This is a genomic window from Actibacterium atlanticum (assembly GCF_000671395.1).
Taxonomy (GTDB): domain Bacteria; phylum Pseudomonadota; class Alphaproteobacteria; order Rhodobacterales; family Rhodobacteraceae; genus Actibacterium_D; species Actibacterium_D atlanticum.
The window spans coordinates 380,199-398,357 of sequence record NZ_AQQY01000001.1; the positions used below are offsets into that span (position 1 = coordinate 380,199).

General features: G+C 57.8%; 20 protein-coding genes and 1 tRNA gene. 12 read left to right on the forward strand and 9 right to left on the reverse strand.

The window, feature by feature from the left end; genetic code table 11:
* Positions 1-2: 2 nt before the first annotated feature.
* The gene (locus ATO10_RS01870; RefSeq protein WP_035247254.1) at positions 3-674 is read left to right on the forward strand and encodes a DUF1223 domain-containing protein; all 672 of its coding nucleotides are present in this window, start codon (positions 3-5) and stop codon (positions 672-674) included.
* Here the strand turns inward: ATO10_RS01870 and ATO10_RS01875 are convergent, their stop codons facing one another.
* From ATO10_RS01875 to purB, 4 genes are all read right to left on the reverse strand, one after another.
* Positions 675-1,583 carry a lysophospholipid acyltransferase family protein gene (locus ATO10_RS01875; RefSeq protein WP_035247255.1) on the reverse strand — a complete coding sequence of 303 codons (909 nt, stop codon included), beginning with the start codon at positions 1,581-1,583 and terminating at the stop codon, positions 675-677.
* 94 nt (positions 1,584-1,677) lie between these two features.
* Positions 1,678-1,842: a chitin-binding domain-containing protein gene (locus ATO10_RS16350; RefSeq protein WP_155886671.1), complete on the reverse strand. Its 165-nt coding sequence runs from the start codon at positions 1,840-1,842 to the stop codon at positions 1,678-1,680.
* An 85-nt stretch (positions 1,843-1,927) separates the two neighbouring features.
* The gene (locus tag ATO10_RS01880) at positions 1,928-2,461 is read right to left on the reverse strand and encodes a hypothetical protein (RefSeq protein ID WP_035247257.1); all 534 of its coding nucleotides are present in this window, start codon (positions 2,459-2,461) and stop codon (positions 1,928-1,930) included.
* An 88-nt stretch (positions 2,462-2,549) separates the two neighbouring features.
* On the reverse strand, positions 2,550-3,854 hold the full coding sequence (gene purB / locus ATO10_RS01885; protein WP_035247261.1) for an adenylosuccinate lyase: 1,305 nt from the start codon (positions 3,852-3,854) through the stop codon (positions 2,550-2,552).
* An 83-nt stretch (positions 3,855-3,937) separates the two neighbouring features.
* On the opposite strand from purB, the gene ATO10_RS01890 reads away from it, so the two are divergent.
* Both ATO10_RS01890 and ATO10_RS01895 read left to right on the forward strand, forming a co-directional pair.
* Positions 3,938-4,468: a DUF6314 family protein gene (locus ATO10_RS01890; protein WP_202898639.1), complete on the forward strand. Its 531-nt coding sequence runs from the start codon at positions 3,938-3,940 to the stop codon at positions 4,466-4,468.
* Positions 4,449-5,054 (forward strand): biotin transporter BioY, encoded by a 606-nt coding sequence (locus ATO10_RS01895; RefSeq protein WP_035247263.1) that lies wholly within the window; start codon positions 4,449-4,451, stop codon positions 5,052-5,054. The genes ATO10_RS01890 and ATO10_RS01895 overlap by 20 nt, the downstream gene beginning before the upstream one ends.
* Before the next feature lie 75 nt (positions 5,055-5,129).
* Here ATO10_RS01895 and ATO10_RS01900 read toward each other — a convergent pair whose 3' ends face one another.
* The gene (locus ATO10_RS01900; RefSeq protein WP_035247266.1) at positions 5,130-6,341 is read right to left on the reverse strand and encodes a bifunctional alpha/beta hydrolase/OsmC family protein; all 1,212 of its coding nucleotides are present in this window, start codon (positions 6,339-6,341) and stop codon (positions 5,130-5,132) included.
* 160 nt (positions 6,342-6,501) lie between these two features.
* Here ATO10_RS01900 and ATO10_RS01905 point away from each other — a divergent pair, with 160 nt between their 5' ends.
* Positions 6,502-7,707, forward strand: a complete 1,206-nt coding sequence (locus ATO10_RS01905) for a class I SAM-dependent methyltransferase (RefSeq protein ID WP_035247270.1) — start codon at positions 6,502-6,504, stop codon at positions 7,705-7,707.
* A 49-nt stretch (positions 7,708-7,756) separates the two neighbouring features.
* On the opposite strand, the gene ATO10_RS01910 is transcribed toward ATO10_RS01905, so the two are convergent.
* Complete coding sequence (locus ATO10_RS01910; RefSeq protein ID WP_035247273.1) at positions 7,757-8,737, reverse strand: hypothetical protein; 981 nt, start codon at positions 8,735-8,737, stop codon at positions 7,757-7,759.
* Between the two features lie 304 nt (positions 8,738-9,041).
* On the opposite strand from ATO10_RS01910, the gene ATO10_RS01915 reads away from it, so the two are divergent.
* Positions 9,042-10,106 carry a hypothetical protein gene (locus tag ATO10_RS01915; protein ID WP_035247275.1) on the forward strand — a complete coding sequence of 355 codons (1,065 nt, stop codon included), beginning with the start codon at positions 9,042-9,044 and terminating at the stop codon, positions 10,104-10,106.
* Positions 10,107-10,170: 64 nt separating this feature from the next.
* Here the strand turns inward: ATO10_RS01915 and glnA are convergent, their stop codons facing one another.
* Together glnA and ATO10_RS01925 are read right to left on the reverse strand one after the other, a co-directional pair.
* Positions 10,171-11,577, reverse strand: coding sequence for a type I glutamate--ammonia ligase (gene glnA, locus ATO10_RS01920; RefSeq protein ID WP_035247278.1), 1,407 nt, complete (start codon positions 11,575-11,577; stop codon positions 10,171-10,173).
* A gap of 70 nt (positions 11,578-11,647) precedes the next feature.
* On the reverse strand, positions 11,648-11,986 hold the full coding sequence (locus ATO10_RS01925; protein ID WP_035247281.1) for a P-II family nitrogen regulator: 339 nt from the start codon (positions 11,984-11,986) through the stop codon (positions 11,648-11,650).
* 176 nt (positions 11,987-12,162) lie between these two features.
* On the opposite strand from ATO10_RS01925, the gene ATO10_RS01930 reads away from it, so the two are divergent.
* Complete coding sequence (locus tag ATO10_RS01930; protein ID WP_035248280.1) at positions 12,163-13,800, forward strand: bifunctional ADP-dependent NAD(P)H-hydrate dehydratase/NAD(P)H-hydrate epimerase; 1,638 nt, start codon at positions 12,163-12,165, stop codon at positions 13,798-13,800.
* Here ATO10_RS01930 and ATO10_RS01935 read toward each other — a convergent pair.
* On the reverse strand, positions 13,797-14,081 hold the full coding sequence (locus tag ATO10_RS01935; RefSeq protein ID WP_035247284.1) for a Hint domain-containing protein: 285 nt from the start codon (positions 14,079-14,081) through the stop codon (positions 13,797-13,799). The two genes, ATO10_RS01930 and ATO10_RS01935, sit on opposite strands and share 4 nt — an antisense overlap.
* 166 nt (positions 14,082-14,247) lie before the next feature.
* On the opposite strand from ATO10_RS01935, the gene ATO10_RS01940 reads away from it, so the two are divergent.
* The 6 genes from ATO10_RS01940 to ATO10_RS01965 all read left to right on the forward strand — a co-directional run bounded on the left by ATO10_RS01940 (position 14,248) and on the right by ATO10_RS01965 (position 18,110).
* Positions 14,248-14,332, forward strand: a tRNA-Leu gene (locus ATO10_RS01940).
* A gap of 22 nt (positions 14,333-14,354) precedes the next feature.
* Positions 14,355-15,689 carry a trigger factor gene (gene tig / locus ATO10_RS01945; RefSeq protein ID WP_035247286.1) on the forward strand — a complete coding sequence of 445 codons (1,335 nt, stop codon included), beginning with the start codon at positions 14,355-14,357 and terminating at the stop codon, positions 15,687-15,689.
* A 93-nt stretch (positions 15,690-15,782) separates the two neighbouring features.
* Positions 15,783-16,358, forward strand: a complete 576-nt coding sequence (locus tag ATO10_RS01950) for a hypothetical protein (protein ID WP_035247289.1) — start codon at positions 15,783-15,785, stop codon at positions 16,356-16,358.
* 69 nt (positions 16,359-16,427) lie between these two features.
* Positions 16,428-17,027, forward strand: a complete 600-nt coding sequence (locus ATO10_RS01955) for a GNAT family N-acetyltransferase (RefSeq protein ID WP_035247291.1) — start codon at positions 16,428-16,430, stop codon at positions 17,025-17,027.
* Between the two features lie 99 nt (positions 17,028-17,126).
* Positions 17,127-17,438: an EthD family reductase gene (locus tag ATO10_RS01960; RefSeq protein WP_035247294.1), complete on the forward strand. Its 312-nt coding sequence runs from the start codon at positions 17,127-17,129 to the stop codon at positions 17,436-17,438.
* Between the two features lie 102 nt (positions 17,439-17,540).
* Positions 17,541-18,110 (forward strand): hypothetical protein, encoded by a 570-nt coding sequence (locus ATO10_RS01965; RefSeq protein WP_035247297.1) that lies wholly within the window; start codon positions 17,541-17,543, stop codon positions 18,108-18,110.
* Positions 18,111-18,159 lie beyond the last annotated feature (49 nt).

Here is an 18,159-nt window from a genome sequence, read left to right on the forward strand (position 1 = left end):
CCATGGCGCTGTCTTTCGGGGCACAGGGGGCTGTGGCAGGTTCTGGGCCGGTCGTGGTCGAGCTTTACACCTCTCAGGGGTGTTCGTCCTGTCCGCCTGCAGATCGGATGTTGGGGGATCTGGCGGGCCGGGATGATGTGATCGCCTTGGCGTTACACGTGGATTACTGGGACTACATCGGCTGGAAGGACATCTTCGCCGATCCGCAATACACCAAACGCCAGCGTAGCTATGCGCAAGCAGCCGGGCACCGTTCGGTTTATACACCACAGTTCATCGTGCAGGGGCAGGATCATGTGATCGGCGCGAAGTCGATGAAACTGTCTGATGCCATCCAGACTCATAAGGCGCAGGCCGGGAACGTCGAAGTAGAGCTAAGCCGCGCGGGCGGCAAGCTGCGTGTCTCGGCAACTTCGGATCGCCGTTTCAGTGCGCCGCTGGTGGTGCAATTGGTGACCTATAAACCGAAAGAGGCCGTTTCGGTGAAGCGCGGTGAAAACGCCGGGCGCACGTTGAATTATCATAACATTGTCACCAGTTGGCAGCAGGTCGACAAATGGAACGGCGCTAAGCCTCTGTCGGCCAGCTATCCTGTCGACGCCGGTGCGCCGGTCGTGGTGATCGTGCAAGAGCCGGGCTTTGGCCAAATCCTGGCCGCCGGACATCTGCGTTGATTATTTGACCTTAGGGTTTTCGACTTTCCAACGCCGATGCACCCAGAACCATTGTTCCATGTGCTTGCGGGTGATTGCTTCGACTGAATCCAGCAGGCCCTGAGTCATTGTTTCAGGGTCTGAGGCCGGGATCGGGTCTTCGACCACAATATCGAAATCCAAACCATTTTCGCGTCGGATGCCATAGATAGGCACCAGCGGCGCGTTGTATTTCAGGGCAAGCTCGGCTGCTGAAAGAGCGGTGCGGGCGGGTTTGCCGAAATGCTGTAACACGACGCCGTCTCGAAAATGCAAATCTACCAAAAAACCGGTCATACCGCCGCCGCGCACGAACTTAAGAAGCTCGGCCAAACCCTTGCGACCACGAGGGAAAATGGGTTTCCCAATGGTCGAAATAGCGTTCTCGTAATGGGTGTTGAAGTAACCGTTATGCATCGGGTTATACAATGCGCCTACGCGATACCCTTTGGCGATCAACGCGGCGCGTGGCACATCATAATTGCCAAAGTGGCCGGTCACCAGAATGACCGGACGATTTTCGCGGTGACATTGTTCCAGAAGAGCGGCACCGGGCCCCTGCAACGGCACATCCCGCACCCGGCTGATGAAGCTCTCCCCTGAATAAATCTCAATCAAGGTGCGCCCGACGTTGTCAGCAACACCGACTTCCAGGCGTTTTACCTGGGCCGGGTCCATATCAGGGAAGATGTAATTCAGGTTGCCACGCACTCGTTTACGATACCCGGCGATCGGGGCCACGACATGGGCGACGATCCAGCCGGTAGTGCGCACGCGCGTGCGATAAGGCAATGCCAGAAGCGCCCCCAAAAGAACGCGGATCAGGGCGTTTTGCAGCCATAGTTTGGGGCCGGTACGTTTCTTTTGCTTGGGTTTCTTGCTCTGCGCCATGTGCCCTATGCCTTTGACACAGCGCGCCAAAGCGCTGCGGCGCTACACATACGTGCGCGCCGCGCCGACCGCAAGAGAGGGGTCCGTCTTGGCGTTAACTGCTGGCGCTGGGGACGCAGGTTTGCGCCGAGGCGTCATAAATTTGGCCTTCGGGGCAGCTCATGGCTTGTTTCTGATGACCCCAGCCACAGCCTTCGGCCAGTGCAACCGTGGGGGCGAAAACCACCACAACGGCGGCCACAAATGAGATGCGTTTCATGTCATGCTCCTGATCTGATGCGGACAACATATCACAAAAAGGCCGGATCCGCAGGGGGTCCGGCCAGAATGCGGAAAGGCGGCGATCAATAGCCGAAGGTTTTCCCCCCCGCCAACGCCTGCGCAAGCGAGGCCTGCGCCCAGCTGCCAGCGCCGCCACGGGTGTTGATCTGTGCCAGTTGCAGACGCGCGGCCTCCAGGTTGCCCTCGGCCACAAAACCCTGCGCCATATAGGAACGCGCCAGAATGTTGTCTGGGTTTTGGGTTAGGGCCTGTTTGTAAAAGGCCATCGACAGATCACGCTGGCCCAGTTTGCGATGCACAAAACCGCGATAGGTCAGCACGCGGTCATGGTTTTGGTCTGACATCGCGTCCAACGTCGCCAGGGCCGCATCGTACTGGCCGGCATAGGCCAGCTCGCGCACCGCGCCGTAGAGCGTGTCATCGTCCAGACGGGCATCTTTGGGCGCCACGCAGGACTTGCTGTCACCATCCCAGATCAAGCCATCGGTGCAGGTCTGCGTGGTCTCGGTGGGGGTTGGAGGGGTAGAATTATCGCTTCCGGCAGCGAAAGCGATGCCGGGCAGAAGTGCAGTGCAAAGGAGAAGAAATCGGTACATTTGGCGCCTCGTGGATGAACTTTCCCAAGGCTAGCACAGGGTGCGCGCTGGCAGAGCAATTCACCGCCAGCGCGCAGTCACAGATGCGTTATTCGCCGAAAACGCGGGCGAAAATCGTGTCGACATGCTTGGTATGATAGCCCATGTCGAATTTTTCGTTGATGCCGTCGACGCCCAGCGCCTCGACCACTTCTTCGTCGGCCAACAGCAGTTCACGGAAGTCCAGACGTTCTTCCCAGACTTTCAAGGCGTTACGCTGCACCATGGAATAGGCGCCTTCGCGCGATACACCGGCTTGGGTCAGGGCCAGCAGCACGCGCTGTGACATCACCAGACCTGGGAATTTGTTCATGTTGTCCAGCATGTTTTCAGGGAAAACCAGCATCTTTTCGACAACGCCAGCCAGACGATGCAGGGCAAAGTCCAGCGTGATGGTGGCATCCGGGCCGATGCCGCGCTCCACGGATGAATGCGAGATGTCACGCTCGTGCCACAGGGCGACATTTTCCATCGCCGGGATCACGGTCATGCGCACCAGACGGGCCAGACCGGTCAGGTTTTCGGTCAGAACCGGGTTCTTCTTATGCGGCATCGCCGACGAGCCTTTTTGACCCATCGAGAAGAACTCGGCACCTTCCAGCACTTCGGTGCGCTGCATGTGGCGGATTTCAATGGCGACGTTTTCGATCGAGGATGCAATCACGCCCAGCACGGCAAAGAACATGGCGTGACGGTCACGCGGGATCACCTGCGTGCTGATCGGCTCGGGGTTCAGGCCCAGTTTGGCGCAGACATGTTCTTCGACCGCGGGGTCGATGTTGGCAAAAGTGCCGACAGCGCCGGAAATCGCACCGGTGGCAACCTCTTCGCGTGCCGCTTGCAGGCGGGCTTTGTTGCGGTCCATTTCGGCATAGAAACGGGCGAAAGTCAGGCCCATGGTGGTGGGCTCGGCGTGGATGCCGTGGCTGCGGCCGACGCGGACGGTGTTTTTATGCTCCATCGCGCGGGTTTTCAGGGCGGCCAGAACGCGATCCATGCCTTCCAGCAGGATGTCCGCAGCGCGTACCAATTGAACGTTCAGGCAGGTGTCCAGCACATCGGAACTGGTCATGCCCTGATGCACGAAACGGGCCTCTTCGCTGCCAACATGTTCGGCAAGGTGGGTCAGGAAGGCGATGACGTCATGTTTGGTAACAGCTTCGATTTCGTCGATACGGGCCACGTCAAATTCGACGTCTTTGGCTTTCCAGACGGCCTCGGCGTTTTCGCGCGGGATCACGCCCAGATCGGCCTGCGCGTCACAGGCATGGGCTTCGATCTCGTACCAGATCTTGAACTTGGTCTCGGGCGACCAGACGGCAACCATGTCAGGGCGGGCATAACGAGGGATCATGTGGGGCAGGCCTTACTTGAAAAAAGGGATCGCGCGCTTCATAAACGTTGCGTTGGCGGGCGGCAAGGCAAGCGGAGGGATTCATGCCCTGTCTGGATATGTTCGCCGGAGCCTGGGGTGTTGAGAGGAACATTGAGGATGCTAAGACCGGGCAAACAACCCGGTTTGATGGCACCGCTCTGTTCACCCCCGATGGCAAAGGCCTGATTTATGATGAAGAAGGGCAAATGCATTTGCCCGGCCAGCCGCCGATGCACGCATCCCGGCGGTATCTGTGGCGCAAGGTGAAGGGCGGCATTGATGTGCTGTTCGATGATGGGCGTCCATTTCATCACATCGGCGGCGGCACCGAGCCGCAGGCGGATCACATCTGTACGCCTGATCTTTATCAGGTCAGCTATGATTTCGGTCACTGGCCCGACTGGCGCGCCACGTGGCGGGTCAGTGGTCCGCGCAAGGATTACGTAATGCACAGCCATTATCGCCCCGTGGCGCAGGTGCTGCATGGCACGCTTGCTTCAGAACAGGGACTGGGGCACAGTTCGCAAAGCAATTCAAAACGCCAGAATTCTCACAACGCAGGAGGAGCCAAGAATGGCCTATACCCTGACTGACCAAACCCTTTCCGAGCGCCTATGGCCCGCCACAGGATCGGCGCTGCGCTTTAAACAAGCTGTGCTGATCGTGCTGGGCGTCATGGCGCTGGCAATCGCCGCCAAGATCAAGTTCCCGATTCCGCCGTCTCCGGTGCCGGTGACCATGGGTACCTTTGCGGTGTTGACCATCGGTGCGGCCTATGGACCGCGTTTGGGATTGGCCACAATTATTGGCTACATGGCCATTGGCGCGCTGGGCTTTGACGTGTTTGCGTCTTCTTCGGCTGAAAAGAACGGTCTGACCTATATGATGGGTGGCACCGGCGGTTATCTGGTCGGCTATGTGCTGGCGACGCTGGCGCTTGGCTTTGCCGCGCGTCGCGGTATGGATCGTTCGGTTCTCGGCATGGGGGCTGCGATGATTGTCGGCAATGTGCTGATCTATGTGCCCGGCATTCTGTGGCTGGCGCATCTCTACACCTGGGAAAAACCCATCCTGGAATGGGGCCTGACCCCGTTTATCATCGGTGACATTATGAAACTGGCTTTGGCAGCCCTTCTGCTGCCTGCCGTCTGGAAGCTTGTGGGCAAAGCCCGCGGCTGATCCAGTTCAGTTCACCCCAAATAAAAAGGCGCGACCCACGGGGCCGCGCCTTTTTTGGTGCCCATATTTCTTGGATCAGAGTTCGCCTGCCAGAACGGTGGTGATTTCCGAGCTGCGCTCCAATGTCTGATGTACCGGGCATTTATCGGCAATTTCCATCAGGCGGGCGCGTTGTTCGGCGTCCAGATCGCCCTCCAGCATGATTTCGCGGGTGAAGCGATCTACCTTTGTGCTGGGCTGTCCGGCGTCCTGCGCGTGAACCTTGTCATGGGTTACATCGACCCTCACGTGATCCAGCGGCCAGCCTTTGCGCCGCGCGTACATGCGGATCGTCATAGAGGTACAGGCGCCAAGCCCAGCGGCCAAGAAACCATAGGGTGACATGCCGCGATTGGTGCCCCCATAGGCTTCGGGCTCGTCCGCGACGGCGTGGTGCCAAGGCCCGTTCTGGATATCCTGCAGGAACCCTTCGGGATCAACCTCGGACACGCGCAACACGCCTTCGGGCGCGCCGGGCGGGGGCGAAGGCGGGTTCAGCGGTACATATCGGCCTGCCCAGGCGGCGATGACCTCGGCCGCGTATTCCGCGTCTTTGGCGCTGGAAATCAAGTGATCCGAATTGTCCAGCGTGACAAAGCTTTTGGGGTGTTTGGCTGCGCTGAAAATCGCCTGAGCGTTTTCGATTCCAACCACATCATCCTTGGGCGCATGCATGATCAAAAGCGCTTTTTTCAACCCTGCAATTGCGGGCTCCAGCCGGGTGGCGCTGACGTCGTGCAAGAAACCTGCACCGATGGTCAAAGGCCGCCCGCCCAGTACCACGTCAACGCCCCCATCCTCGCGCAATTTGCCGCCTGCAAAGTTGTGGGTCACATGGCCCGGTTCAAACGGAGCGCCCAGCGTGACAACCGCCTTTGCGGTTGGCACCTGCGCGGCGGCTTTCAGCACGGCGGCCCCGCCCAGCGAATGACCGATCAGCATATCGGGAGCCATCCCATGGCTTTCCAGATATTTCGCAGCCAGAATCAGATCGTCGACATTGCTGGTAAAGCTGGTGTTGGCGAATTCACCGCAGCTGTGGCCCAGCCCGGTGAAATCAAACCGCAGCACGGCGATCCCCATGGCCGCCAGACGCTGCGCGATGCGGCGCGCGGCGAAGATATCCTTGCCGCAGGTAAAGCAATGGGCGAACAGCGCAGTGGCCAGATGCGGCCCCTCGGGCAGGTCCAGCCGCGCCGCAAGGGGCGCTCCGCTGTGACCGGCGAAGGTGATTTTCTCCATCGACATATGTATTCCCCGCTTTGGTGCCTGCTCAAGATGGGGCAGAGCACCAAAGCCGTGCAAGGGATGTGACAGTACTGTCACGGGAAGGTGAGCAGCCGTCACATGCTTTCCCACACCCGCGTCCTTCGATAGGGTGCGGGTAACGACATTCGAGGCCACGCAGATGAACCAGGTTCAGGACCAATACGAAGCCTATCCATACCCCGAACGCGACCCAAAGGATGAACGCAAGCGGCTGATCACCGGTTCGCCCTCGCACCCGTTTGAGCTGGACCATTTTCTGTTCGCGGGGCGGCGCAACTGGCAGCAACCGCTGCGTGTGCTGGTGGCCGGCGGCGGCACGGGGGATGGCATGATCCAGCTGGCCACTTTGCTGCAAGGGGCAGGGCGCCCCTATGAGATCACCTATGTGGATTTTTCGACAGCTTCGCGCACCATTGCGCAGGCCCGTGCCAAAGAGCGTGGGCTAACGGGGATCACCTTTCACACGGGTTCTTTGCTGGATGCCCCAGAGTACGGTCAGTTCGACTATATTGATTGCTGTGGCGTGCTGCACCATCTGCCCGAACCCCAGCAGGGGTTTGATGCGCTTTCGGCGGCGTTGGCCCCCGAAGGTGGGCTTGGGGTGATGGTCTATGCCCCCTATGGGCGGGCCGGGGTTTATCCCTTGCAAGAGGGTTTTGGCGCTGTGTTGGAAGGGCTGTCCCCGCAAGAAAAACTGCGCGCTGCCAAACAGATATTCGCCCGCTTGCCCGATGGCCACCCGTTCAAACGCAACCCGCACCTGGTGGATCATGAACAGTCAGACGCCGGGTTTTACGACCTGCTGCTGCATAGTCAGGACCGACCCTATACGGTGGATCAACTGGATGAGACGCTGACCAAAGCGGGGTTGGAACTGGTGAGCTTCACCCAGCCTGCGCTCTATGATCTGGCGCGGGTTTTGCCCAAGGGGATGGATGTGCCGGATACCATGAACCGTGTTCAATCCATGACCGCCGCAGAAAAACTGCGCGGCACGATCAAATTGCATGTGGGCTATGCCGTTAAGGCCGGGCGCGCAAAAGAGGCTCTGGCGCGTCCTTCGGATTTGAAGCTGATCCCGCAGCTGAAAGGCGTGGCCGGGCCGCAACTGGCGCGGCATGTGCAGTCACGCGGGGTGTTGGCGGTGAATACCGGCAGCGGCAAGGAAAGCCAGCCGATCCCGAAACAGGCCGCGCCGCTGATTGGCGCGATTGATGGCAAGCGCAGCCTTGCCCAGATCGCCAGCGGTGCGGGATTGGACCCTTTCGCGTTTCACGGACGCTGGGCACCGGTGCACAAGGCCTTGGCGGACTGGGGATTGCTGCTGTACGCCCAGCCCCTTTAAACGCAAACACCCCCGCCAGGGGCAGGGGAGCATGCAGTTTCAGTCTGGCTTAGACGAAGGCGGCCAAAGCCTGTGGCAACGGGCTTGAGGCAAATCCGACCCCAACACCGGTCAAGGCCATCACACGCCCGGTGGCGTTCAGGCTTTCACCTTTCAGCACCGTATAGATCAGCATGGCGAACCCGACGGGGAATGACAGAACCATAATCGTCACCGTCATGATATAGACCGCCAGTTGCTCTAGCAGACCGATTTCTTCGGGCGGCGGTGGGCGGCGGCTGTCAGTGGATTCGATCAGGTCATCTGCGAAAATCCGGTTGCGTTCCCGACGCAGACGTTCGTCGGCGCGGGTGTCGTCCAAGGTCTTGCGGACCTTTTCAGGCGCATCGGCATCGCGTTGATGCACGGCTTTTGCAAAGCTTTCGTCCAACCGGCGATGGGTGGCTTCCAGCTCGTCTCCAGCAAAGCTGGCTGCGCCCGTCAAATCCATCTTGGGACGCGTGGTTTGGCGCTTGGCCTTGACCCGTGTCGGATGGAACGGACGCGCGGTTTGCGCCATTGCGTTGGGGTTTTCGAACTCTTCGTCGGTAAAGAGCGTGTTGTTCAAATCCCAGTGGATCAGGCTGGCCTCATAACGCCGCGCCAGATGGCGTACGACGTGAAAGCAGGCTGCAAGTCGGGTGCGTTCAGGCAGATCCCGGCCAGGGCCGTTGCTGACCTCAATCACCAGCGCCGAGGAGACATCCTCCAGCAACGCATTCACGATGGCGCGCGAATGACGCGCCTGTGCCGGGCGCTGAGCGCCAGACAGTTTTTTTGTCCAATCGGTTTGTGGTGCATACCCCACCCGCAAAACCATGGATTCGCTGATGAACATGGCGTGGCTGTCTTCGGCCACGGCGGTTTCATCGAACTCTAGGGCAATGTTACGAAACGGTCGCTGTAACTCGTTAATCAGCTCGACGAAATCCAGCCCCCTTAGGCTGTCGAACAGAATCGTCGCTCTGTTACTGCTCTGTTGTTCAGACATCGTCCTGTCTCCGTAGAAAATCCGGCCATTCTTGACCGGCTCGTAGGGATAGAATGACAGCTGAATTGGGAAACAGTAGGGCAGTAATAGGGGGATTTTACTTAGGATTGTCTATAAATCGCCCATTGTTGCCATAAATGAAAAGGGTGCCCAGAGGTGCGCGCCATTGTTTCTGAGTGCAACTATTACGGTTTCTTATGGTATGATTTGCACCTAGAGGCGGGCGTGTTTTGTCTTTCTATTTCGCCGGCCCGTTTGCGCCGTTCGGGGTGTTGAATTTGATATGCAAGTATTGGAGAGAACCATGAAGATATTGGTATTTGGATTGCTGGCCGCATTACCCACAGCTGCAATGTCTCATGAAGTTTCAATCGGCAACAGGTTGGACTTCAAAACAGAAATCCTTGAAGAAAACTATGGGGACGGTGTTATTCACCTGCCTGCCTTTTCCAAGGCCAAAGCGCTTTCCCATACCAATTTGGATGGTTCATTCATTCTGGCTAATCCAAAGTATTGTTACTTGGATCCGCAATCAGATCGCAGTTGGGAGGTGTATGATCGCCGCTATTCCAAAAGCCGTGCAGAGTTTACAACCGAGTTTGGCAGCACCCTTTATCGCTTTGATGTGAAAGCGGATGTAAAATCCCGTTTCAAGCTCTCAGGCGACCTGAAAGTTCAGATTCAATACAATTTTGAGAGCCCTGACGATAGTTTCGCAATCTATGTGGACTCGTTTGACCTGGATCGCGGCGCGATGAGCGTGGTTGATGGCGGTCGTTGCGAGGTCTACGAAGCGTTATTGCGCTCTGATGCGCCCTATCTCCCTGACGACACTACAATTATTCGGAATGCTTTCTATCTGACCGGGTCCGTTCAGAGCACCTTTAGCGTGCAGATCGAAGGAAGTGGCTCTGGGAAGGTTTCCACCGAAAGACTGGTCGAGTTTCTCAACAAGGTTGGTGTGCCAAAACGTATTTCCAAGCTGTTCAGCGCCTCGGGCGAATTGTCCGTCGGAGGTGGCTACGTGCAAAGCGGCGTCGAAACTCATTATTTTGGCGATGCCGACAGCTTTGCGAGTGCCTTTATTCCGTATGGTGTGGTGACCTATTGGGCGGATGCCCTTCTCGAGACAATTGATGGTCTTGGCGGATTTGAAGTCCTTGATGAAGCGATGCAGTCCGTTGAGACGGCAGATCTGTTCCTAAAAGAAGTCCCGCAGTTGGATGTGTTGTCGGAAGAAACCATCCTGCAAATGTTCGGGGGGGAAGGGGCCGTACCCTATCAAGACTATCCCTCAGAGAAGCGAACCCAGTTGGCAAGATATCTGACCCGTGTTCTGGAGCTTAATCGCACGGCCGGGCGCTTGTAGGACATCAACGATAGAAAAAGGGCGCCCCAAAAGGCGCCCTTTATTATCTTTTTAGTCGGCTGGATTAGCAGCTGTAATACATCTTGTATTCAACCGGGTGAGGTGTGTGCTCGTAGGCGTATACCTCTTCCCACTTCAGCTCCAGGTAACCTTCGATCTGGTCTTTGGTGAACACGTCACCGGCCAGCAGGAATTCGTTGTCGGCTTCCAGCGACTCGAGGGCTTCGCGCAGCGAGGCACATACGGTCGGGATGTCGGCCAGCTCTTCGGGCGGCAGATCGTACAGATCTTTGTCCGAAGCTTCGCCCGGGTCGATCTTGTTCTTGATGCCGTCCAGGCCAGCCATCAGCAGGGCTGCAAAGCACAGGTAGGGGTTTGCAGCCGGATCGGGGAAGCGAGCTTCCACGCGCTTGGCTTTGGGGTTTTCGGCCCACGGGATACGTACACAACCCGAACGGTTACGCGCCGAGTAAGCGCGCAGAACCGGAGCTTCGAAGCCCGGGATCAGACGCTTGTACGAGTTGGTCGACGGGTTGGTGAAGGCGTTCAGGGTCTTGGCGTGTTTCAGAACACCACCGATGAACCACAGAGCTTCGTCCGACAGGTCAGCGTATTTGTCGCCAGCAAACAGCGGCGCGCCGTCTTTGAAGATCGACATGTTCACGTGCATACCGGTGCCGTTGTCGCCCGAGATGGGCTTGGGCATAAAGGTTGCCGATTTGCCGTAAGCAGCCGCCACGTTGTGGATGACGTACTTGTATTTCTGCAGTTCGTCCGCCTGGTGGGTCAGCGAGCCAAAGATCAGGCCCAGCTCGTGCTGACACGAAGCAACCTCGTGGTGGTGCTTGTCCACTTTCATGCCCATGCGCTTCATGGTCGACAGCATTTCGCTACGCAGGTCTTGTGCGTCATCGGTCGGGTTCACAGGGAAGTAGCCGCCCTTGATGCCCGGGCGATGGCCCATGTTGCCCATTTCGTATTCGGTGTCGGTGTTCCAGGACGCGTCCATGGCATCAACCTGATAGGACACTTTGTTCATCTCAACCGAGAAACGAACGTCGTCGAACAGGAAGAATTCAGCTTCGGGACCCCAGTAGGAGGTGTCGCCGATGCCCGATGCTTTCAGGTAAGCTTCGGCTTTTTCAGCTGTGCCGCGCGGGTCACGTGCATAAGGTTCGCCGGTGTCGGGCTCGACAACCGAACAATGGATGCACAGCGTTTTCTCTGCATAGAACGGGTCCATGTAGGCGCTGTCGGTGTCGGGCATCAGTTTCATGTCCGACTCTTCGATGGATTTCCAGCCAGCGATCGACGAACCGTCGAACATGAAGCCTTCTTCCAGGAAATCTTCGTCAACTTGGTCAGCCATCACGGTGACGTGCTGCAGTTTACCGCGCGGGTCGGTGAAACGGATGTCAACGTAAGTGACTTCCTCGTCCGCGATGGTCTTAAGAACGGCGTCCTTGCTCATATGACCTTATCCTTCCTTTGAATGGGTCGTGTGTGGGTCTGGCGCAAGACCAGACCTGATTTTTGGATGATTACAGCGCGTCTTCGCCGGCTTCGCCGGTCCGAATACGGATTGCTTGTTCGACGGGCGAAATAAAGATTTTGCCATCGCCGATCTTGTCGGTCTTGGCGGCGTTGATGATGGCTTCGACCGCAGCGTCGACCTGATCATCGGCCAACACGACCTCAATTTTCACTTTGGGCAGGAAATCCACCACATACTCGGCGCCCCGATAGAGTTCGGTATGACCTTTTTGTCGGCCAAAGCCCTTTACTTCAATAACGCTCAGGCCCTGAACGCCGATTTCCTGAAGGGCTTCCTTCACTTCATCAAGCTTGAATGGCTTGATGATTGCCTCGATCTTTTTCACCGGTGTCGACTCCCTACAAAATGCTCTTCGACTGGTTTGAGACCACTTTCAAAGAGTGGGAACAATTGGCTAGGGTAAAGGTGGCCTTAAGGGGCGGGGGATTCCGTATGTACTGCACAATAAATGTGCAAAACGATCAAAAAGAATCCAGTTTGTGAAAAATGGGGCAATCACTGATGGTTGAGCTTCTGACTTCTGCACAAATGCGCGCCATTGAAAATGCTGCAATTGCAAACAAAACAGTCACTGGGCTGGAATTAATGGAGCGGGCAGGCCGCGGCGTGGTCGACGCGATCTTTGCCGAGTGGCCCGAATTGCAGGCCGCCCCCCACCGCGCCGTGGTGCTCTGCGGCCCCGGCAACAACGGCGGCGACGGGTTCGTCATCGCGCGGTTGCTGAAGGACTGGGGCTGGGAGGTCGAGGTGTTCCTGTACGGCGACCCCGCAAAACTGCCGCCGGATGCCAAGACGAACTATGAACGTTGGTGTGAGATGGGGGGTGTTCGATCTGAATTGCCCTCGGATTTGGGATCAAAACCAGCCGTCGTTGTCGATGCAATGTTTGGAACAGGGGTGACCAGGCCGCTGACGGAGCCTTCCGATCTATACTGGGCAGTCTACGAGCGCTGGGCCGTTTCGAACAGATCAGTGCATCCATTTTCTGATCCGGTTTGGGTGGCCGTCGACATCCCCTCTGGCCTTTGCAGTGACAGCGGGAAAGAGCTTGAAGAAGACGTTTTAGATGGCGGCGCCCTTCATGTGCCAGCACATCTCACGGTCTCGTTTCATCGTGCCAAGATTGGGCATCACATTGCGAATGGCCCTCTTGTTTGCGGAAAAACCGTCGTTGCCGACATCGGCCTTGAGGGCTGCTCCGGCCCGCTGGAAGACGCAAAGCACCCGCCCGAGGGGGCGGACGGGTGCTGCCCGGCGGTGTCGCCGAGCGAGATTGTGCATCTTGCCGGCGCGCCTCGGGATTTGGGTAAGGAGGTTGCGGATCATAAGTATTCCAATGGTCACGCCCTTGTCCTGTCAGGTGGCGAAGGCAAATCGGGTGCTGCCCGTCTGGCGGCGCGGGGGGCGTTGCGCGTGGGAGCAGGGCTGGTGACGGTGGGCGCGCCGCCCTCGGGCATGGCGGAATGCGCGGCGCAGCTGACGGCGATCATGCTTAAACAGATACGTGATTCCAAGGACTTGCAAGATGTTCTTGAAGATAAACGCCTGAACGCGCTGTGCATGGGCCCGGGGATGGGCGTAGGGCGCAACACGCGCGAGATGGTTTTGGCGGCACTGGCCAGCGAGTATCCGCGCGGGGTCGTACTGGATGCGGATGCGCTGACCTCTTTCGCTGACGATCCGGCGGAGCTGTTCGCAGCCCTGCATCACACCTGTGTTTTGACACCCCACGGGGGCGAATTCGCGCGGCTCTTCCCCGACATCGCCGAAGCACTAAACGCCACACCCACCAAGGGCCCGGCTTATTCCAAGGTCGATGCCACGCGCGCAGCAGCGAAACGGGCGGGCTGCGTGGTGCTGTTCAAAGGGCCAGATACGGTGATTGCGTCGCCTGACGGGCGCTGCGCGCTGAATTCGGCGGCTTACGGCCGCGCCGCGCCGTGGCTGGCAACGGCCGGATCGGGCGATGTGTTGGCCGGGATCATCACAGGGCTGATGGCGCGCGGGGTCAGCGCCCAAAGCGCGGCAGAGGCGGGGGCTTGGCTCCATGTCGAAGCCGCGCGCAAGTTTGGCCCCGGCCTGATCGCCGAGGATTTGCCCGAGCAAATCCCCGCTGTGTTTCGTGATTTAGGCGCTTAGTGCGGCTGGCAGCTGTCCGAACACAGTTGCTGCCCATCTGCATAGATCACCTCGGGCTGGTCAAATTCCAGCCGGAAATCGCCACTGCGGCATGGGGTCAGATCGCGCAACACGCGCGCGCCCGCGCGGGTGATCACCAGATCACCGGCGCACAGATATTCCACGGGCAAAGCGCCATCGAGTGTCAGGATAATCGTGCCAGTCGGAAGCCCGATCTTGGGGCTTAAGGCTGCGTCTTTGTGCGGTACGGCCCGCACGCGCCCTAGGGTCGCATGGTCCATTAGAAGTCCTGCTGCTGTTCCTGCCATTATGTTTTTCATCAGAATATGGCAAAATTCGGTTAACGGCGAGAAAAATTGTTAAGCGCTTTTTCCGCTCGCATCCTTCGCAGAGCTTTGCTAGAAGGGCGCGAAATTCGGGCGGCCCCAGTGGCTGCCCTTAGGTTTTGCGGGTGTGGCGGAATTGGTAGACGCACCAGATTTAGGTTCTGGCGCCGCAAGGCGTGGGGGTTCAAGTCCCTTCACCCGCACCATATGTTGAGAAGGACGACGACAATGCAGGTCACCGAGACCCTGAACGAAGGTCTGAAGCGCGCGTATCAAATCACCGTTCCCGCGGCTGATCTGGATGCAAAAGTGAATGAAAAGCTGACTGAAGCGCAGCCCGATATCGAAATGAAGGGCTTTCGCAAGGGCAAGGTACCGATGGCGCTGCTGAAAAAGCAGTATGGCCAGCGTCTGCTTGGCGAAGTCATGCAGGAATCCATCGACGGCGCCATGAGCGCGCATTTCGAAGAATCGGGTGACCGTCCTGCGCTGCAGCCCGAAGTTAAGATGGAAGGTGGCGAAGACTGGAAAGAGGGCGACGATGTTGTCGTCACCATGTCTTACGAAGCCCTGCCCGAAATTCCCGAAGTGGAAATGAAGGGCGTCGCACTTGAGAAGCTGGTTGTGAAAGCCTCCGAAGAAGACGTTGAAGAGGCGCTTAAGCAGCTGGCTGGCTCTGCCAAGACCTTCAAGGACCGCCGTAAAGGCTCTAAGGCTAAGCACGGCGATCAGATTGTGATCGACTTCCTGGGTAAAGTGGATGGCGAAGCCTTTGATGGCGGCGCAGCCGAAGATTACCCGCTGGAACTGGGCTCGGGCAGCTTCATCCCCGGCTTCGAAGAGCAGCTGATCGGCGCCAAGGCCGAAGAAGAGCTGGAAGTGAACGTAACCTTCCCCGAGGAATACGGCGCAGAGAACCTGGCTGGCAAAGACGCGGTCTTTGAATGCAAGGTCAAAGCCGTCAAAGCCCCGGCCGAAGCTGAACTCGACGATGAGCTGGCCAAACAGTTCGGTGCCGAGGATCTGGATGCGCTGAAAGCGCAGGTCACCGAGCGTCTGGAAGCCGAGTTCGTTGGCGCCGCCCGTCAGGTCACCAAACGCGGCCTGCTGGACGCGCTGGACGGTCAGGTTACCTTTGAACTGCCGCCGAGCCTGCTGGAAGCCGAAGCCAAGCAGATCGCACATCAGCTGTGGCACGAGGAAAACCCCGAGGTCGAAGGCCACGATCACCCTGAGATCGAAACCACCGACGAGCACACCGCTCTGGCTGAGCGCCGTGTGCGTCTGGGTCTGCTGCTGGCTGAAATCGGTCAGAAGGCCGAGGTTGAAGTCTCTGACGCCGAGATGACTCAGGCGATCATGAACCAAGCCCGCCAGTACCCGGGTCAGGAACGTCAGTTCTTTGAATTCGTTCAGCAAAACCAGCAGATGCAGCAGCAGCTGCGTGCGCCGCTGTTCGAAGATAAGGTTGTGGATTACCTGATCGAACTGGCTGACGTGACCGAAAAAGAGGTCACCAAAGCCGATCTGGAAAAAGCCATCGAGGCGCTGGAAGACGAATAAGTCCTCTGCCTATCTAATTTGAAAGGGCCGCCCTTCGGGGTGGCCCTTTTTCGTTGGCTGCCTATATCGGGGTGGGCTGTGTTGGAGCGTGTGATGATCAAGCGGGTTTTACTGTGGGGAAGCGTGGCGCTCGTGCTTTTGGCGGCAGGGTTCATCGCGTTGTTCAAACCCGCGCGGGTCTTGGTACCGCAGGTGACGGGCATGACTTGTGTATCTGATGTCTTGTGTCTGGATGACCCGGCGTTCACGCGCGAAGCCGCTGCCTTGCGCGATGCGGCTATGGCGCAGGTCAGTGCGCGGCTTGGCCCGTTTGAGGTCCCTCCACGGGTGCTGTTTTGCCGCTTTGAAGGCTGTTTCGACCGTTTCGGCGACCCGCGCATCAAGGCCCAGAACGTGGGCCGGTTTGGAATGGTGATTAACGCAACGGGCTGGTCTCAATACATAGTCGCCCATGAGATGATCCATCAGCGTCAGGCCGAAGTTCTGGGGACGATCGCCACCGCCTATACCCTGCCGCGCTGGTTCGTTGAGGGCATGGCCTATAGCCTAAGCGATGATCCGAGGGAAACCCTGCCTATGCCGCAGCTGGATAGGTATAGAGCGCGGTTCAATGCCTGGGCCGTCGCGGGCGGAGATTGGCGTAATCCGGGTGAATTGGCACCGGATTGAGCTGCGATAAAGCTTGGTACGAAGGCGTGCGCGCGGCTAGGGTGGTCGCAGCAGCAGAAGGATTAAACCATGTCGCTGAGCGATGGATTTCACGATGTGCCGCCTGGCAAGGTTGCGGCGGTTGTGACGCATCTTGAAATGCGTGCGCCTGCGGATGTGCGCCCTGCGCCGACGTTGGCTGGAATGACCCTTCGACGCGTGGCTGCGCCTTCGTCGGATTGGTACAAAGATCTCTTTCGCCGCGTCGGGGCCGAGGACTGGCTTTGGTTTTCCCGCCTGAGGATGGAGGACACCGCGTTGAAAGCGATCATCGCTGACCCGCGCGTGCATATCTATACCCTGATCCGCGAGGGCGTGGATGAAGGGCTGTTAGAGCTGGATTTCCGCGAAGCGGGAGAATGCGAACTGGCATTTTTTGGCGTCTCAAAGAACCTGATTGGCACGGGCGCCGGGCGGTTCCTGATGAACCATGCTATTGAAAAGGCTTGGAAAGAACCGATCATCCGGTTCCACGTGCACACCTGCACGCTGGACAGTCCGCAGGCTTTGCCTTTCTACATCCGGTCAGGCTTTACCCCGACGCGCCAACAGGTTGAAATCGCTGATGACCCCCGTCTTAGCGGCCTGCTAGGCGCAAATGCCGGACCGCATGTACCGGTGTTTCGCTAGCCCGTTCACGGCTCTTTGATTGCATCTACGACCACAGGGTGGGTTCCCAGATCACCCGCACAGGTCTAGCGTTTTTTCCAGACATTAGGGGAGGTAACCATGTCTGTAACGCTGCAAGTGATCTATCCGTCGGAAGACGGCACCACGTTTGACTTTGATTACTACATGTCTACCCACATGGGCATTGTGGGCGACTGTATCGGTGCGCATATCGCGGGCACATTCGTGACCAAGGGGCTGGCCGGTGGGCCGGACACACCGCCGGGCTTTCACGCGATAGCCTCGATCGAGTTCGCCGATCAGGGCGCGCTGGATGCGGCCATGGGCAAGCTGGGCCCGGCTTTGGAAGACATCCCGAACTTCACCAACTCTCAGCCGCAGGTTCTGATTGGGGAGCGGTTAGACGGGTAAGCCGAACTCGTCTTAGGCGAAAAAATCGGAAAATTTCAACCCAGGGCTTTGACAGCCTTGGGTCCTTGATGTCTATTTAAGCCATTAAGATATGAGGTTTCCATGCGCGCTCTGACTTTGATTTTTTGTCTTTTGTTTCCGATGGTTGCCGTGTCCGAGGAGGTCATTCGCCTGCCTTTGGAAAAGCTGCCGGTGGGCACACGTCTCGTCTATACGAAGACGAATGGGGAGGAATTTAGCCGATACGTTAGCGCGAATGACGGAGAAAGTTTGGCGCTGGATGAATTTCGTGGAAACGGTGATTTCAGGCAAACCAATGTGACGGATTCGCTGGGACGTGTCATAAGTGTCGAACGCCCCAAAGGTAAATTTCATACATTCAAGCCTCATAGTTGCCTGCGTGTGATTGGAGAATGTTCCTACACTCTTACAGATCCGGATGGCGAGACTTCAAAGCGCACCTATTTCGGAGAAGTGATAGATGGCATCCTATACGCAAAGCTGCGGAGCGCCGATGATGACTCTTTGCTATTCAGCCTTGAAATGACCTATCGCGCGGATGGTCTGTTGGAGAACGCAGTGATCGTTACCGAATACCGCGAAAACAAAGTAAAGACGGTCACACATCACATGAAGTACGTCATAAGCCCTGACGGCTCCATCGTTGATTAGTGCCCAAAATAATATGGTTGGCACGGTCATCCCGCCCGGAACCGACCCT

Coding starts and splice junctions, on each gene's coding strand:
- ATO10_RS01870 (WP_035247254.1), top strand. CDS start 3: ATGGCGCTGTCTTTCGGGGCACAGGGGGCTGTGGCAGGTTCTGGGCCG.
- ATO10_RS01875 (WP_035247255.1), bottom strand. CDS start 1,583: ATGGCGCAGAGCAAGAAACCCAAGCAAAAGAAACGTACCGGCCCCAAA.
- ATO10_RS16350 (WP_155886671.1), bottom strand. CDS start 1,842: ATGAAACGCATCTCATTTGTGGCCGCCGTTGTGGTGGTTTTCGCCCCC.
- ATO10_RS01880 (WP_035247257.1), bottom strand. CDS start 2,461: ATGTACCGATTTCTTCTCCTTTGCACTGCACTTCTGCCCGGCATCGCT.
- purB (WP_035247261.1), bottom strand. CDS start 3,854: ATGATCCCTCGTTATGCCCGCCCTGACATGGTTGCCGTCTGGTCGCCC.
- ATO10_RS01890 (WP_202898639.1), top strand. CDS start 3,938: ATGCCCTGTCTGGATATGTTCGCCGGAGCCTGGGGTGTTGAGAGGAAC.
- ATO10_RS01895 (WP_035247263.1), top strand. CDS start 4,449: ATGGCCTATACCCTGACTGACCAAACCCTTTCCGAGCGCCTATGGCCC.
- ATO10_RS01900 (WP_035247266.1), bottom strand. CDS start 6,341: ATGTCGATGGAGAAAATCACCTTCGCCGGTCACAGCGGAGCGCCCCTT.
- ATO10_RS01905 (WP_035247270.1), top strand. CDS start 6,502: ATGAACCAGGTTCAGGACCAATACGAAGCCTATCCATACCCCGAACGC.
- ATO10_RS01910 (WP_035247273.1), bottom strand. CDS start 8,737: ATGTCTGAACAACAGAGCAGTAACAGAGCGACGATTCTGTTCGACAGC.
- ATO10_RS01915 (WP_035247275.1), top strand. CDS start 9,042: ATGAAGATATTGGTATTTGGATTGCTGGCCGCATTACCCACAGCTGCA.
- glnA (WP_035247278.1), bottom strand. CDS start 11,577: ATGAGCAAGGACGCCGTTCTTAAGACCATCGCGGACGAGGAAGTCACT.
- ATO10_RS01930 (WP_035248280.1), top strand. CDS start 12,163: ATGGTTGAGCTTCTGACTTCTGCACAAATGCGCGCCATTGAAAATGCT.
- ATO10_RS01935 (WP_035247284.1), bottom strand. CDS start 14,081: ATGGACCATGCGACCCTAGGGCGCGTGCGGGCCGTACCGCACAAAGAC.
- tig (WP_035247286.1), top strand. CDS start 14,355: ATGCAGGTCACCGAGACCCTGAACGAAGGTCTGAAGCGCGCGTATCAA.
- ATO10_RS01950 (WP_035247289.1), top strand. CDS start 15,783: ATGATCAAGCGGGTTTTACTGTGGGGAAGCGTGGCGCTCGTGCTTTTG.
- ATO10_RS01955 (WP_035247291.1), top strand. CDS start 16,428: ATGTCGCTGAGCGATGGATTTCACGATGTGCCGCCTGGCAAGGTTGCG.
- ATO10_RS01960 (WP_035247294.1), top strand. CDS start 17,127: ATGTCTGTAACGCTGCAAGTGATCTATCCGTCGGAAGACGGCACCACG.
- ATO10_RS01965 (WP_035247297.1), top strand. CDS start 17,541: ATGCGCGCTCTGACTTTGATTTTTTGTCTTTTGTTTCCGATGGTTGCC.